We start from the raw sequence: 13,802 nt of genomic DNA, 5'->3' as shown, positions 1-13,802 counted from the left end.
TCGTGGTACTTCCGGAGGACCCGTGAGCGCACCCGCCCGCGCGATAGTCGGACCATGACCGAATCGCTGACCACCACCACCTCCGCGACGCCGGCCGCCCGGCCGTCGCGGCTGGTCGCTCTCGACGTGCTGCGCGGGATCGCGATCCTCGGCACCCTCGGCACCAATATCTGGATCCTCACCGATCTGGAGGGCCTCATCGGCTATATCAACCGCCTCGGTGCGCCGGTCGAGGACGGATGGGGCTGGGCCGAACGCGCCCTGCAACAGTTCGCGCAGGGCAAATACCTCGGACTGCTGACGATCATGTTCGGGATCGGCCTGGCCATTCAACAGGCCTCCGCGCAACGGGCGGGCAGGCGCTGGCCGGGCAAATACCCGATCCGGGCCGGCCTGCTGCTGCTGGATGGGCTGCTGAACTTCCTGCTCATCGCGGAATTCGATGTGCTGATGGGGTACGCACTCACCGGTTTGGTCGTCGCCTACATCTTGGCCACCTCCGAGCGGGCGCAGCGGCGCTGGCTGATCGTGCAGGCGAGCATTCACGTCACCATGCTGACGTTGCTGGCCGTCGCGATGACTTCCGACGGCGGCTCGGTCTCCTCCTCCGACCCCGAACCGCTGAATCCGAACCCCTACGCCGACGGTTCGTTCTGGGATCTGGTGCTGTTCCGGATGGAGAATGCGCTCGGGTTCCGGTTGGAGGCGATCTTCATCTTCCCGATGTCGATCGCACTGTTCCTGCTCGGCGCGCGGCTGTACCGGGCGGGAGTGTTCGCGCCGGAGGGCGCGCGGCTGCGTAAGCGGCTGATGATCCTCGGGTTCGGTGTGGCCGCGCCCGCCGATCTGCTGCTCGGGGTGTTCGTGGGCGGTGACGTCGTGCTGATCACCCGTTACGGGATCGCGCCGTTCGTCTCGCTCGGCATCCTCGCGCTGGTCGCGCATTTCTACCTGGATCGCCCGCGCACCGGGTTCGTCGGCGCGCGGTTGACCGAGGTCGGTCGCACCGCGTTGAGCTGCTACATCCTGCAGAACCTGGTCGCGTCGATCATCTGCTACGGCTGGGGTTTCGGGCTGGCGGCCCGCGTCTCCCCCGATGCCAGGGTGCCGTTCACGGTGGCGGTGTATCTGGTGGTGGCGCTCATCATCGTCGGTTTCGCGCACCTGTGGTTGCGGCGCTTCGACCGCGGCCCGGTCGAATGGTTGTGGAACGCGACCTATCGGCGGCTGGCGGGCGAGTAGCGCGGCTCAGGCCGAGCGGCGGCTGCGATGGTCGGCGACGTGCACGCGGTTCGAGCACCGCGTCGAACAGAACCGTCGGCGGCCATTGCGCGAGGTGTCGACGTAGACCGTGGCGCAGCCGGGTCGGGCGCAGCGTCCGATCCGGCCGGGATCCTCGCAGAACAGTTCCGCCAGCCCTGCCGCCGTGTAGGCCTTGACCCGCTCGTGCAGCGGCGCGTCGATGCGCGAGTAGTGCAAGTGTGGCGCGCGACCGTCGTGGGTGGAGATGTAGGGCTGGCTGGTCGTCTCGGCGAGCAGGTCGTTGAGCACGTCCACCGACGGCGCGGTGAAGACCTCGTCGAGCCGCCCGATCCAGCGGCGCAGTTCGGCGATCTGCTCCTCGCTGAGCGGGGTGAGCGGCTTGTAGTCGGCCTCGTCCAGCAGGTCGAACAGGCTCTGCTCGGGCGCCGCGTTGACCAGCCGGACAGCGAGTTGCGCGGCCGCTCCGCCGTAAGGGTTGAAATGCACTAACCCATTACAGCAGTCTTGACGCATGCCCGCTACCTGCCCTTCCTGCTCCTGGCCGACACCCGACGCCGTCTCGACCCACGGCACGGTCCGCTACCTGCGGTGCGTGTGCGGTCAGTGGATCGTCTGCGCTGAGGGAGCGGTCGTCGCGACACCCGGCGGCAGCGGATTCGCGGGCAGTCCGGTTGCCGACACCGAGTCGCCCGTCCGCGCCGAACGCTGACCCGCCCGTCAGCACGATCACGCACCCGAACCGGTGCCCTACCGCCGGCGTACCCAGCTATGTTGGTGCGGTGACTGAGGCGTATGACTGGTCGTGGCTGCGCGCCGGAATCCCGGAGATCGATCTGGACACCTACCTCGCCATGCCGGAGGACCTTGCGCAGACGATCGAGGTCAAGGACGGCATGCCCGTGCACTGCGAATCGCCGTCACCGAACCATATTGCGGTGACCGACACCATCAAGCAGGCGCTACGCGAGGCCGTCCGCAAGCGCGGTCCCGGCTTGCCCTGCCTCAAAGCCAGCGGCGAGCTGGACATGCTGGTCTCGGAGGTTCCTTTCAACTTCCGCCGCCCGGACGCGATCGTCTACCGGTGCATCGACGATCCACGAGACAAGTGGAAGACCAAACCGACGGCCACGGACACACTGTTGGTCGTCGAAGTGGTCTCTCCCGCAACGGTGACCATGGACTGCGTGGACAAGCGCGCCGAATATGCCCGCCTCGGCATCGAGCAATATTGGATCGTCCGCATGGAAAACAATGACGGGCGGGTCAAGTCCATCGAAATCCTCCGATTGAACAGCGCGGGCGAATATGTGGTCACCGACACCCGATTCCGTGCACACAACCCCGTCGCCGTCGCCATCACCGACCCGCTCGACGTAAGCATCACCTGGGACGCGTTGGACGCCGACCTGGACTGAGCCGACAGAGGCTCGATCGAGTCCGGTGGCCGGGCCACTGAATTTCCCGCGCGACCGTCACTTTCCTCGTGCGTCGACTCTGCCGGTCCGCGCCGTTTCGCCGCTCCGGATAACAGCAGTTCGCACCCGCCCGGATCACCGGGACGGTGCTGATGGTCACCGAGGATCTGCCCGGCGACAGCTCGAGGTCTGCTCGGCCCTCCGGTATCGTCGAGGCATGTTCACGCGGGCGCAGTTGACGGTGGGTGCGGTGCTGACCGCGCTGCTGCCCGCGCTTGTGCTGCTCACCGCACCTGCCGGGGAACCGGTCGCGCTGTTCGGCGCCGTAGCTGTCGTGCTGGCGGTCGCGCTGGTTGCGGCTCCGTCGATGCGTTTGGTCCCGGTGCCTGTCGGTGCCGCCGGACCGCCGCAGGCCGCGCAACGCAGGCGCCGCGGTTCGTATCTGCGCCAGAGCAATCCGGATGCCGCCGGGCGTCCGCGGCCCCGAGCTCCCGGATTCGGGCACCGCTGACGCCGATCCGCGTGCTGATCGACGTCGGTGTTTCACGCTGACCCGATCCGTTCGCGCGCCCGTTGCGCGCATCATTCAGTCAGGGGTGCCTCCGGCATGCTCGATTTCATCTACTTTCCTGTTTCGGCCGCACTGTCGTTGTGGCACACCGCGGCCGCCGCCGTCGTCGGTACCGATTCGCTCGCCTGGATCGCCGCCATCGTCCTGCTCGTGATGACGTTGCGCGCGGCACTGTTTCCCGTCTTCCTCAAACAAGCCCGCAGCCAAGCCGCCATCCGCCGCCTGCATCCTCAGCTCGAGGCGATCCGGAAGAAGTTCCCGGACGATCGGCAGCGGCAGGCCACCGAAACACAGAAGCTCTACCGCGAACACGGCGTGAGCCCGTTCGCGGGCTGTTTGCCGCTGCTCGGCCAGGCTTTCGTGTTCCTCGGCTTGTTCCATGTGCTGCGCTCCTTCGACCGCACCACGGCCGCCACCCACCTGCCGTTCACCGCGACGCCGGCACCGATGACGCCAGAACAGAACGCGACCACCGCGAACTACGCCTTCGACGCCGCCGACGTGCGCTCGTTCCTGGACGCCGACATCTTCGGCGCACCACTGTCGGCAACCTTGACCGGGCAGCCGAGTCCGGCCACCGCCGTCGTCGCCATCGTCCTCACGGTGATCGCGGCCGCCGCCACCCATTTCACCGCCCGCACCGCACTCTCCCGCCAGGAGTCCACCGGCCTGCCCTTCATGCGCACCCTGTCGCTGTGGGTGTTTCCGGCCGGCGCGCTGATCGGCGGCGCATTGCTGCCGATCGCCGTGCTGCTGTACTTCGTGACCAACAATGCCTGGACCTTCGCTCAACAGCGCATCGTGTATCGCCGGATCGATCGGGAAGAGGCCCGGCGGGATACCGCCGCTGTGGTTCGAACCGGCACCGCTCCGAGGCCGGGTGCCCGACCGCACCGGCGCGCGCGGTGACCTGTCGGCGCGCCCGAGAAAGCGGTCCTGTCGTGCAACAGGCTTCGGTGGCGCCCTGGTGAACGACAATGTCGCGCATGACCATGTCGATTTCGCGTCGAGGGTTCATCGTCCACGCCGGGGCCGCGCTGGGTGCGGGAGTGCTCGCCACCGCCGGACGAGCCGGCGCCGAGCCGGCACAGCCTGTCGCGCTGCCCGAGGTCGGGCAGGCATTCACCATGACCATTAACGGTTTCGGCGTCACGTTGGTGGTCAACCTGCCACCGCCACTGCCGACGTTGAACTTCATCGGTTCACGACACATGCAGGTGGTCGAGGCAGGCGCGGATCAGGTGCGGCTGCGCACCCTGAACTTCACCGTCGAAGCAGCTCACCCGCTGTTCGGGAAGATCACCATCCGCATGGACGAAGAGGAGACCGGTCCGAACAGCACCCTGAGGCGCGTCGCGGCGGACCGGCTGCAAGAAACGTGGAATCAAGGTTTCCGCATCATCTTCGAGAAGTGCGGCGATTGCCCTGGCCCCTATGTGCTCTGCACCCGCGAGCCCGCAGAGTGGACCGCCGAGCTCGCCGAGTTCCCACCTCCCCCGCAAGGCATGAACCCCGATGGTTCGCCGACCGGCGGTGCGCTGTATCAGCTGACTCGACCCATCCGCCTCGGCCTGCCCGGCGGCGCTACATCCGATTCCACCCGGTCGGGGTGCGGCGCATGCCCGCTCGATACACCACTGCCCGATGACGATGCCACGTTCGCCATCCTCGAGGGTCTTCACGTGGTTCATGGGCGGCTGCCGAACGGGTGATTCTGCCTTGCCCCACGGTGTGAGCTCCGCCAGTGAACCTCGTGCACAGCCGCTCGCCGATTCGGGGTGCGAGAATGGCTGTACCGGACGAGGGGGACGTCGATGCTCTACGACACTACTGGTGCGACCTATTCGCTTACCCGACAGTCGGATCCGCGGATCGCGGCGCTGATCCGGCGCGCGTTGGATGGAATGACTTCGGTAGCGAACATCGGCGCGGGCGCAGGCGCCTACGAGCCGGCCCGGACTGCGGTGGCGGTGGAGCCCAGTTCGGTGATGATCGCCCAGCGCCCGCCCGGTGCGGCATCGGCGGTGCGTGGCGTCGCCGAGCATCTGCCGCTGCGCACCGATGCCGTCGACGCCGCATTGGCAGTACTGACCGTGCACCACTTGGTCACATCTCGAGCAGGGAATTGCCGAACTCACCCGCATCGCACGCCGCCGCATCGTCATCCTGACGTGGGACCACCAGGTGATGCGCACTTTCTGGCTGCTCCGCGACTACCTGCCCGCAGCCGCCACCACCGATGCCCGGCTCGCGGTCGCGCTGGACCGATTGATCGGCGCCCTGCCGGGAACTGTCGACATTCGTCCTGTTCCGGTCCCCGCCGACTGCACCGATGGATTCGGCGCGGCGTACTGGCGGCGGCCGCACGCCTACCTACGGCCGGAGATACAGGCCGGAATGTCGATGCTGGCGCTCACCCCGCGCAGCGCGTTGGAGCCCGGGATACGACAGTTGCGCGCCGACCTCGACAGCGGCGTGTGGGCCGACCGCCACCGCGACCTGCTCGACCGTCACGAATTCGATGCGGGCTATCGACTGGTCGTCGCGAACTTCTGAGGGACGTCCGCCCCCGCCTGCCCCTTGACGCCCCGATCCGCGAGGCCCTGGCTGTCGCGCGCCACCCGGAATCGATCACATCGCGCACCAACGCGCGAAAGATATTCGCGGCCACACTGTTTCGACATCACCGAGCATCATCAGATTGTGCAAGGTCAGCGGATCCACATGGTCGGGAGCGGGCATGATCACCGCGTCGACATCGGCAGCACGCACCTGCTCGACCAACGGAAGAAACGCCCCCTCATCCGGCCAGACCAGCTCGTACCCCAACCGCCGCGCCAAACTCCGCACCTGCACCGCCTCCGCGTCGAATGCGACGCTCAGCTCCGCGTCGATCCACGCCAACGCCGTCGGCCGTACCCGCATAACCCGGACCTCAGCTCTCGTCCGCAATGCGCGAACCATCATCGGATTCCCGCCCGCATTCGTCCGCGCTTGTCGATGAACCGCGCACCGGCCACAGCAGGGCCGCGCCAGTCACCACCAGCAGGGAAACCACGAGAAGTACCAGCACGACATCCCAGATCGTCACAGCCGACCACCCGTCTCCGATGCGGGCCACCGATGACCGCGCGGATAGATCCGCATAGGCGTGATCAGCGCAGCGGCACCGGTGATCGTGCGCCGCACCGCCTCGGCGTGCTCGAAAGATGGAACGATCACGGCGGCAGCATCATGTTCGGCAATATGCTGCGCCATCGCCGGATGCGAGATCATCCGTCCTGCAACCAGTTCCACGGTGTAGGCGAGCCGAAAACCATGCCGCTCAGCGAGTTCGGCCAGCACTTCACTCCATCGGTCCGGTGAGCCGGGAATATCACGCCGGACCAACCCCAGCGCGTTCGAGCGACCAGTCATTGAACCCCCTGCTTTCGGCCCTTCCCAGGCCGTGTCGGATGAATTCGCGCGCCGCCGGGCGCTTGGTGGGCATCGGCGTCGCAGCGTCGATCGACGATGACCCAAACCGCCTGGCAGCGTGCGCGAAACACACGTTAGGCACGCAACTCTCGCGCTGGAGCGCTTACGGTGGTTGCAGGATGTCAGCAGCGTGTTCGCACACTGTGCGCAGTGACCGACCGATCGGAAAGGGGCGCGTGATGGGCGAGGAAATCAGCACCGGGAGGGCCCTCCGCGCGGCACGGGAAGCCGCTGGGATAGGGCTGCGTGAATTCGCTCGCCGGACCCATTGGAGCGCCGCCTATCTTTCGCAGATCGAACGCAGTCAGCGCCCTATCAGCGAAGAGATCAGGATGGCTTATCGGCGAATGCTGCCCGCAGTTCCCGATTCGTTCGGACGACACGACGATCCACTGCGCGTCGCGCACGAATGGCTGGTGACCGATCCTCGGCTGGACGAGCATCTGGCGCCGGGACGGCAGGTCGGAGCGGGCCTGGCTGCCGAGATGGAGCGGCGCGTCGTAGAACTGCGCCGTCTGGACGATGTCGTCGGCGGCGCGGCATTACATCCGGTGGTGCGATGCGATCTGGATGCCGCTCGTTCGGTGGTGCGCGACGGCACATACACCTCCGATATCAAGCGCCGCCTGCTGCGTGTCGTGGCCGAGCTGTCACAGCTGGCCGGGTGGGTGTATTCCGATGCCGGACGATACGCCGAAGCGCAGCACGCCTACCTCGACGGAGTGACGGCAGCTACCGAAGCAGGCGACCGGCCGCTGGCCGGGCAGCTGCTCTCGACACTCGCCTATCAGATGACGAACACCGGCGATGCCCGCGATGCAGCACTCCTGGCACGTACCGCTCTGCGTGGGGCATCAACTGACGCGCCTCCGGTGGTGCGCGCGCTGCTCGGTGAGCGTGTGGCCTGGGCGGCGGCAAAGGCAGCAGACCCCGAGGGAGCCCGCCGAGCCCTCGACGCTGTCGACGACGAATACGATCGCCGCTCACCAGGCGACGACGAACCCGATTGGGTGTACTGGCTCAACCGCGACGAGATCGACGTCATGCGCGCCCGTTGCGCGGTCCAACTGGGCAACAGCGTCGAAGCCGAAACCCTGCTGACCCCAGCCATCGAACGCTATCCAGCGGGCAGGAAGCGCGAGGCGACGCTCTATCGGTCCTGGCTCGCCGAGGCTTACGCCCGCGGCGGGCAACCCGCCGCCGCGCACGAAACCCTCGAAGCAGTTCGAGCCGACGCCGCAGAACTGAACTCTGTCCGCCTGCATCGGCGGGTAGCCGAAGTGGAGGCGATCCTCCGGGGATGACGCGCGGCTCACCCCAGCATGGCAACCGCTCCGGCTCCCCCACGGAGGTCTGCGTTTCGTACGCCTCAGCCGCACGAAACGCGTACTGAACGCACCATGAGCGGGCATCCGAACCTATGCGGGCTTCCGCTCCAGCACGGAGTCCGAACTCCTGAGCTCGGTGCCGCCCAGCTCCGCCCCGTGCTGATCAACCGCAACCCACCCGGGCATTGCCACATCCCACCCTCCGCACTCCACCGGCACACCCGGCTCCCAGGAACCCCAGTACGGACAGGCAAGGCCGCGCCCCGGCACCGGCAGAGCGCCCGGCCCTGCCCGGTGCTGACCAACCGCACCGCACCCTGGCATTGCGCCGAGCCGACCGCATGTGAGAGCCTCTCTCACATCAAGAGCCACTACCTCCGAAGGAGCATCCGTGCTGCGCGTTATCCAGTGGGCGACCGGCGGGGTCGGCAAGGCGGCGATCGAGGCGGTGCTGGCTCATCCCGAGTTGGAGTTGGTCGGGTGCTATGTGCATTCCGAGGCCAAGCTCGGCAAAGACGTCGGCGACATCGTCGGCACGGCGCCGCTGGGGGTCACCGCCACCGGTGACGTCGATGAGGTCTTGGCGATGGACGCGGACGCCGTGGTGTACGCGCCGCTGATTCCGAACGCCGGTGAGGTGGCGCGGATCCTGCGATCCGGCAAGAACGTGGTCACCCCGGTCGGCTGGTTCTATCCGAGTGACCGCGATGCCGCTGTGGCGCAGGCGTGCGTCGACGGCGGCGTCACCTTGCACGGCATCGGCATCAATCCGGGTGGGACGACCGATCTGCATCCGCTGGTGCTCTCGGCCATGTCGTCGAAGGTGACGTTCGTGCGGGCCGAGGAGTTCTCCGACATGCGCACCTACGACGCCCCCGACGTGCTGCGGTCGGTGATGGGTTTCGGCGCGACCCCCGAGCAGGCGCGCAAGTCCCCAATGCTCGGCCTGCTGACCGGCGGGTTCACCCAGTCGGTCCAGATGTGCCTGGACACGCTCGGGTTCGCCGACGCGCCGATCCGGACCTCCCACGACATCGCCGTAGCCACCGCACCGATCGAATCGCCGATGGGGATCATCGAACCGGGACTGGTCGCGGCGCAGCGTTTCACCTGGGACGCGATGATCGGCGACCGGTCCGTCGTCCGGATCGCGGTCAACTGGCTGATGGGCGAGCAGAACCTGGAGCCGGCCTGGGAGTTCGGGCCCGACGGGGAACGCTACGAGATCGAGATCAAGGGAGATCCCGACACCTTCGTGACCATTCGCGGCTGGCAGCCCGCGTCCATCGCCGAGGGCCTGAAACGCAATCCGGGCATCGTCGCGACGGCGAACCACTGCGTGAATTCCATCCCGTACGTATGCGCCGCCCCGCCCGGTATCAAGTCGAGCCTGGACCTGCCCGTCGTCGCCGGCCGCGCGCATCCGGACCTCGGAGCCACCCGTGGCTGAATCATTGCGCGACCGCCAGAAGGCACTGGTCCGCCAAGACATTCAACGTGCGGCGTTGCGATTGTTCGCCGAGCGCGGTTTCGACGCGGTGACCACCGAGGAGATCGCGGCGGCCGCCGGGATCGGGCACAGCACCTACTTCCGCTATGTGACCAGCAAGGAAGACCTGCTGCTCGGCACTCTGCGGCGAGCGGGTGCGGCCATCGTTGAGAATCTGCAAGCCCGGCCGCGCAGTGAGTCGCCCGAGGAAGCGCTGTGCCAAGCGAGTCTGCGGTGGAGCCGGGCGTTCGTCGACGACGAAGAGGCACTGGACCATTGGCGCGCCGCGATCCGGGCCACTCCACACCTACTCGACCGGGTCGCGGTGGTCGGCCCGTTCGAACGCGCGCAGCTGACCAAGCTGCTCGGCGAACGAATGGACGTGCACCCCGACGAGGACATCAGGCCAGGCCTGCTCGTCCACACCCTGCTCGCGGCCGCCGAATTCGCCTTCCTGCGCTGGCTCGAACGCGACGATCCGCGCGGCCCCACCTTGCATCAGCTCACCGAACAAGCTCTGGAAGGAACGCGTACCCAATGCTGGAAGTAACCGAGCCCACCGCGGCGCACCCCGCGCGCAGCGCCGGAATTCTGCGCGTCTGGATGGTGATCGCCGCGTTCGTCGTGGCCGGGGCCGCGGTACCGATCGCCCTGCATATCGGGCGCCACGGCGTCAATGTCGGGCACCTCGTTCTGGTGAGCTTCACCTGGATCAACGTGATGATCGCGCTGTGGGAGATCGCGCTGAATCTGCGCATCTCGCTGATCGAGCGCCAGCACGAGCAGTTCGTCGCCGAGTACCGCGGACGCGAACTCGACCGGGTGATCGACTTCTTCACCGCCCCCATTCGACTCCATGAGATCGTGCGGCCCAGCACGTGGGCGCAGGTGTGGTCGTCCTACTCGCTGTTCGATCCCGCCTACGCCAACCGGAAGTCGTTCGGGTTCTGGGTCGACTCGGGCAACGGGTACGTGACGCTGATCCCGTCGCTGCTGTTCATCTACGGCCTCACCTTCGACATCATGCCCGCGCGCACGTTGGGGATCATCGGCCTGATCATCTTCTGGATGATGTTCTACGGAACGGTGCTCTACTACCTCGCCTATTTCTTCAACAAGGAATACCTCGGCCACAAGAAGCGCGACCTGGTGCTCTTCATCGGCGGAACGAACAGCCTGTGGCTCTTCGCGCCGGCCTGGGGCATGGTCGCCAGCATCATCCTGATCAACGGCGATTCCTACAGCTTCCTGCGCTGAGCCCGCACCAGGAACCGAGGTGCCGCCCGTTGCGCCCCCGGTGGGCGCAACGGGCGAACTGATCAGATCCCGAACGGCGGCGCGTAGCGGACCGTCCCGCTCGGCAGCGGCCGATCGTTGAGGCTCATGGCCATCAACGCGTCCTCGGGTACCTCGATGCTCAGGCCGATGCCGTGGCGGATGGCGCGTTCGAACCCGAATCGCGGGTAGTAGTGCGGGTGGCCGAGCACGACCACGAACGACTCACCACGCTTGGTGGCGGCGTCGAGGACCGCGCGGATCACCGCTGAACCGGCACCGCTGCTGTGGAATTCGGGAAGTACGGCGCACGGGGCCAGACACAGCGCGGGGGTGCTGTCGATATGGCAGCGAGTCAGCAGGGCGTGCCCGACGGGTGTTCCGTCGAGGCCGGTGCTGATCATCGACAGCCCGTCGATCCATCCCGGGTCGGTGCGCAGTGCGTCGACGAGGTCTGCCTCTTCCGCGGTGTCGAACGCCGCGAGGTTGATCCGCCGGATCGCCTCGATATCGGACGGGGTTTCGGGGCGGGTCAGCCAGAGATTATTGCTGGACATAGTCGGAATTCTCCTGAGGTGTGTATCGGTCACAGGGACACATATTTCGAGGAGTGACCGCTGTTGACACAGCACCCGCAGCCCAGCGATCGATCGTCAGACCTGGCCGAGCGGTTGAGAAGGGAGTGGTTCAGCTCAGACGTGAACGGCGAGCACATCCCGGGTGTCGAGGACGACAGCGGTCATCGGCGCGGTCATCAACTCACCTCCGGGTCATCTGCTGCGGCTGAACAATGCGCTGCCAATCTATCGGTTCGGCGATGCGGTGGCAATCGGGTGTCGCCGAGCCCACAGCAGGTGGCCGGCATCGACTGGCAGCTTTCAGGCGTCATCGTGTCGACCGCGCCACCGCGCTGGTCACCATGCGCAACATCAACCTCGCCAAGGGGTGAGGCGCACGCCGAAATTCACTCGCCGGCGCGCCGCAGCTCGAATACCGTAACCCCTGCGAGAGAGCAAGGGGCGCACCGGAATCTCCGGCCCGCGTTCCCCGTGTCGGCTCGATCGTGCCTTGGTGGCTCAGACTGCAAGTCTGCTGGGTTCGACTCCCGCACATGGTGTCCCCCACCCCGATCCGCTGCGGTGGCGTGGTCCTGCGGGCTCTCCGGCTCCGGCCGGGGGAAGCCCCCGCCGCGTCGTCGGGATCGGGTGGGTGGCATCCACATGCCTTGGGCTCCATGAAGACACGACTCCGGGAGGGAGTGAGAAATGTACACGACGGTCATGGCATGGCGGCGCACGCTGCTCTATCGCGACGGCACCCTGGAGCGGGTGCTCGAACCCGGTCGCCACCGGTATGACGCCAAGCGCTGCACGTTGGTCGAGGTCGACATGCGGCCGCGGCTGATGCACGTCACCGGCCAGGAGCTGCTCACTTCCGACGGTCTGTCGCTGCGGGCGAGCTTCGCGCTGAACTGGCAGGTCACCGATCCGGTCGCGTTCACCACGGGTGCGCAGAATTCCGAAACCGTGCTGTACGCGGCGGTGCAGGACGCGGTCCGCGAGGTCGTGGCCGCCCATCCGCTGGATGCGCTGGTCGCCGACCGCAGCCTGCTCACCGCCGATCTCGCGCCCGTCACCACCGCCGTCGCGGGCCTGGGCATCGAGGTCAGCGGCCTGCGGGCGCGTGATCTGATGCTGCCGGGTGAGCTGCGCAAGGCGGCGCTGGAAACGGTGCTGGCCAAGGAACGCGGCCGCGCCGAGCTCGAGCGCGCCCGCGCCGAGGCCGCCGCCCTGCGGTCGCTGGCCAACACCGCACGGCTGCTCGAGGAGCACCCGGCACTGCTGCGGCTGCGGACGCTCCAGGTGGCGGCGACACCGGGCACGCAGGTCGTGCTCGATCCGCGCGACAACCGCTGACGGCCCGGCGGTTCTTGGCCCATCGTGGCCGGAGAACCGCCGGCAGCCCCGCGAACTCGGCTCACCATGCGCCGACGAGCGCGCTGGACCGGGTCGGCTGCTCGACGGCCGCGGGGTGGCCGTCCACCGATACCGCCCGCGGGGCAGTTATAGGGCGAGCATCCCGGCAGCGATCCGGTCGGATGCGGCGGTGCGCAGAGCGGTACCCATGTCGTCGAGGACGAGCAGTCGTGCCCCGGGGATCTCGGCGGCGAGGGCCTCGCCGTTGCCGACCGGGAAAAACGGGTCGGCGCGACCGTGCACCACGAGGGTGGGCACATCCAGCTCACCGAGGCGCTCCCGCCAGCGCGGGGCGCAGTCGATCCGCGAGAACACCATTCCCAGCTGATTGGCCTGGTGCACAACGGGATCGCTCGACGGTGTCCGGTCCCAGATTCGGGCCGCGGTCGCCCGCGCCTGCTCCGGATCGTCGCCCAGAACCTCGGCCGCCGAGGCGGCGAATGCCGCGACAGCTTCCCGGTCGGTCCAGTCCGGCTGCGGGCGGGCGAACAGCGCACCCAGGACCGCGTGGTCGTGGTCGGGCAAATCCTCGTCGACCGGGCCGGGCGCCACCGCCCGAGTGCCGACGAGAGTCAGTGCGGTGAACACGTCGGGGTGGTCCAACGCGGCGACCTGAGCCACCATTCCACCGACGCCGACCCCACCGAGATGAGCGGTCCCGGCACCGAGCGCCTCGACCAACGCGACCGCATCGGCGACGAGATCCCGCAGGTCATAGGCCGGATTCTCCGGGTCTAGGGTTGTCGAGGCGCCGGAATCGCGCAGGTCGTAGCGCACCACGCGCCGCCCGCCCGACGCGAGCCGCTCGCACAGCGGGTCGGGCCAGGACAACATCGTCGTGCCGCCGACCAGTAGGACCAGCGGATCGCTGTCGCGGCCGAAGCTCTCGATGCCGAGATCCACACCGTTCACCCGCACCGAGCTCGTCGGTCTCGTCATGTCTGGACTCCTGTCTATCGGTATACCCACAGGTATCGACGACAGACCCACCCGAGAATCATCGGTGCT

Annotated in this window: 19 protein-coding genes; 12 read left to right on the top strand and 7 right to left on the bottom strand. The window is 67.4% G+C overall.

The window, feature by feature from the left end:
• Positions 1–54: 54 nt before the first annotated feature.
• Positions 55–1,242, top strand: coding sequence for a DUF418 domain-containing protein (locus tag FEK34_RS16620; protein WP_138448721.1), 1,188 nt, complete (start codon positions 55–57; stop codon positions 1,240–1,242).
• Between the two features lie 6 nt (positions 1,243–1,248).
• Here the strand turns inward: FEK34_RS16620 and FEK34_RS16615 are convergent, their stop codons facing one another.
• Complete coding sequence (locus tag FEK34_RS16615; RefSeq protein ID WP_138448720.1) at positions 1,249–1,749, bottom strand: CGNR zinc finger domain-containing protein; 501 nt, start codon at positions 1,747–1,749, stop codon at positions 1,249–1,251.
• 25 nt (positions 1,750–1,774) lie between these two features.
• Between FEK34_RS16615 and FEK34_RS16610 the strand changes: the two genes are divergently transcribed.
• From FEK34_RS16610 to FEK34_RS16590, 5 genes are all read left to right on the top strand, one after another.
• Positions 1,775–1,972, top strand: coding sequence for a hypothetical protein (locus tag FEK34_RS16610; protein WP_138448719.1), 198 nt, complete (start codon positions 1,775–1,777; stop codon positions 1,970–1,972).
• A gap of 70 nt (positions 1,973–2,042) precedes the next feature.
• Positions 2,043–2,678 carry a Uma2 family endonuclease gene (locus FEK34_RS16605; RefSeq protein WP_138448718.1) on the top strand — a complete coding sequence of 212 codons (636 nt, stop codon included), beginning with the start codon at positions 2,043–2,045 and terminating at the stop codon, positions 2,676–2,678.
• A gap of 217 nt (positions 2,679–2,895) precedes the next feature.
• Positions 2,896–3,189: a DUF6412 domain-containing protein gene (locus tag FEK34_RS16600; protein WP_138448717.1), complete on the top strand. Its 294-nt coding sequence runs from the start codon at positions 2,896–2,898 to the stop codon at positions 3,187–3,189.
• 96 nt (positions 3,190–3,285) lie between these two features.
• On the top strand, positions 3,286–4,158 hold the full coding sequence (gene yidC / locus FEK34_RS16595; RefSeq protein ID WP_138448716.1) for a membrane protein insertase YidC: 873 nt from the start codon (positions 3,286–3,288) through the stop codon (positions 4,156–4,158).
• Positions 4,159–4,226: 68 nt separating this feature from the next.
• Positions 4,227–4,961 (top strand): twin-arginine translocation signal domain-containing protein, encoded by a 735-nt coding sequence (locus FEK34_RS16590; protein ID WP_138448715.1) that lies wholly within the window; start codon positions 4,227–4,229, stop codon positions 4,959–4,961.
• Positions 4,962–5,191: 230 nt separating this feature from the next.
• Here FEK34_RS16590 and FEK34_RS30835 read toward each other — a convergent pair whose 3' ends face one another.
• Entirely contained in the window at positions 5,192–5,359 is a 168-nt protein-coding gene (locus tag FEK34_RS30835) for a hypothetical protein (RefSeq protein ID WP_249359293.1), read from the bottom strand.
• A 77-nt stretch (positions 5,360–5,436) separates the two neighbouring features.
• Here FEK34_RS30835 and FEK34_RS30830 point away from each other — a divergent pair, with 77 nt between their 5' ends.
• Positions 5,437–5,805 (top strand): hypothetical protein, encoded by a 369-nt coding sequence (locus tag FEK34_RS30830; RefSeq protein WP_249359290.1) that lies wholly within the window; start codon positions 5,437–5,439, stop codon positions 5,803–5,805.
• 75 nt (positions 5,806–5,880) lie between these two features.
• On the opposite strand, the gene FEK34_RS16580 is transcribed toward FEK34_RS30830, so the two are convergent.
• From FEK34_RS16580 to FEK34_RS16575, 3 genes are read right to left on the bottom strand one after another with little or no spacing between them, the layout of a single operon-like run.
• Positions 5,881–6,174: a hypothetical protein gene (locus FEK34_RS16580; protein WP_171048252.1), complete on the bottom strand. Its 294-nt coding sequence runs from the start codon at positions 6,172–6,174 to the stop codon at positions 5,881–5,883.
• 10 nt (positions 6,175–6,184) lie between these two features.
• On the bottom strand, positions 6,185–6,340 hold the full coding sequence (locus tag FEK34_RS30025) for a hypothetical protein (RefSeq protein ID WP_171048251.1): 156 nt from the start codon (positions 6,338–6,340) through the stop codon (positions 6,185–6,187).
• The gene (locus tag FEK34_RS16575) at positions 6,337–6,594 is read right to left on the bottom strand and encodes a hypothetical protein (RefSeq protein WP_249359287.1); all 258 of its coding nucleotides are present in this window, start codon (positions 6,592–6,594) and stop codon (positions 6,337–6,339) included. The genes FEK34_RS30025 and FEK34_RS16575 overlap by 4 nt, the downstream gene beginning before the upstream one ends.
• 110 nt (positions 6,595–6,704) lie before the next feature.
• Here FEK34_RS16575 and FEK34_RS30825 point away from each other — a divergent pair, with 110 nt between their 5' ends.
• The 4 genes from FEK34_RS30825 to FEK34_RS16555 all read left to right on the top strand — a co-directional run bounded on the left by FEK34_RS30825 (position 6,705) and on the right by FEK34_RS16555 (position 10,800).
• On the top strand, positions 6,705–8,030 hold the full coding sequence (locus FEK34_RS30825; protein ID WP_249359285.1) for a tetratricopeptide repeat protein: 1,326 nt from the start codon (positions 6,705–6,707) through the stop codon (positions 8,028–8,030).
• Between the two features lie 415 nt (positions 8,031–8,445).
• On the top strand, positions 8,446–9,504 hold the full coding sequence (locus FEK34_RS16565) for an NAD(P)H-dependent amine dehydrogenase family protein (protein WP_138448714.1): 1,059 nt from the start codon (positions 8,446–8,448) through the stop codon (positions 9,502–9,504).
• Positions 9,497–10,093, top strand: coding sequence for a TetR family transcriptional regulator (locus tag FEK34_RS16560; protein WP_171048250.1), 597 nt, complete (start codon positions 9,497–9,499; stop codon positions 10,091–10,093). The genes FEK34_RS16565 and FEK34_RS16560 overlap by 8 nt, the downstream gene beginning before the upstream one ends.
• Positions 10,081–10,800 (top strand): hypothetical protein, encoded by a 720-nt coding sequence (locus FEK34_RS16555; RefSeq protein WP_138448712.1) that lies wholly within the window; start codon positions 10,081–10,083, stop codon positions 10,798–10,800. Before FEK34_RS16560 ends, FEK34_RS16555 begins: the two co-directional genes overlap by 13 nt.
• A gap of 62 nt (positions 10,801–10,862) precedes the next feature.
• Here FEK34_RS16555 and FEK34_RS16550 read toward each other — a convergent pair whose 3' ends face one another.
• Complete coding sequence (locus FEK34_RS16550; RefSeq protein WP_138448711.1) at positions 10,863–11,375, bottom strand: GNAT family N-acetyltransferase; 513 nt, start codon at positions 11,373–11,375, stop codon at positions 10,863–10,865.
• A gap of 708 nt (positions 11,376–12,083) precedes the next feature.
• On the opposite strand from FEK34_RS16550, the gene FEK34_RS16545 reads away from it, so the two are divergent.
• Entirely contained in the window at positions 12,084–12,734 is a 651-nt protein-coding gene (locus FEK34_RS16545; RefSeq protein ID WP_138448710.1) for a slipin family protein, read from the top strand.
• A gap of 147 nt (positions 12,735–12,881) precedes the next feature.
• On the opposite strand, the gene FEK34_RS16540 is transcribed toward FEK34_RS16545, so the two are convergent.
• Entirely contained in the window at positions 12,882–13,733 is an 852-nt protein-coding gene (locus FEK34_RS16540; protein WP_138448709.1) for an alpha/beta fold hydrolase, read from the bottom strand.
• Between the last annotated feature and the right edge of the window lie 69 nt (positions 13,734–13,802).

Source organism: Nocardia cyriacigeorgica (assembly GCF_005863245.1).
Lineage (GTDB): Bacteria > Actinomycetota > Actinomycetes > Mycobacteriales > Mycobacteriaceae > Nocardia > Nocardia cyriacigeorgica_C.
Note: the sequence above shows the minus strand (reverse complement) of the source record. Positions and strands in the feature narration are given on the sequence as shown.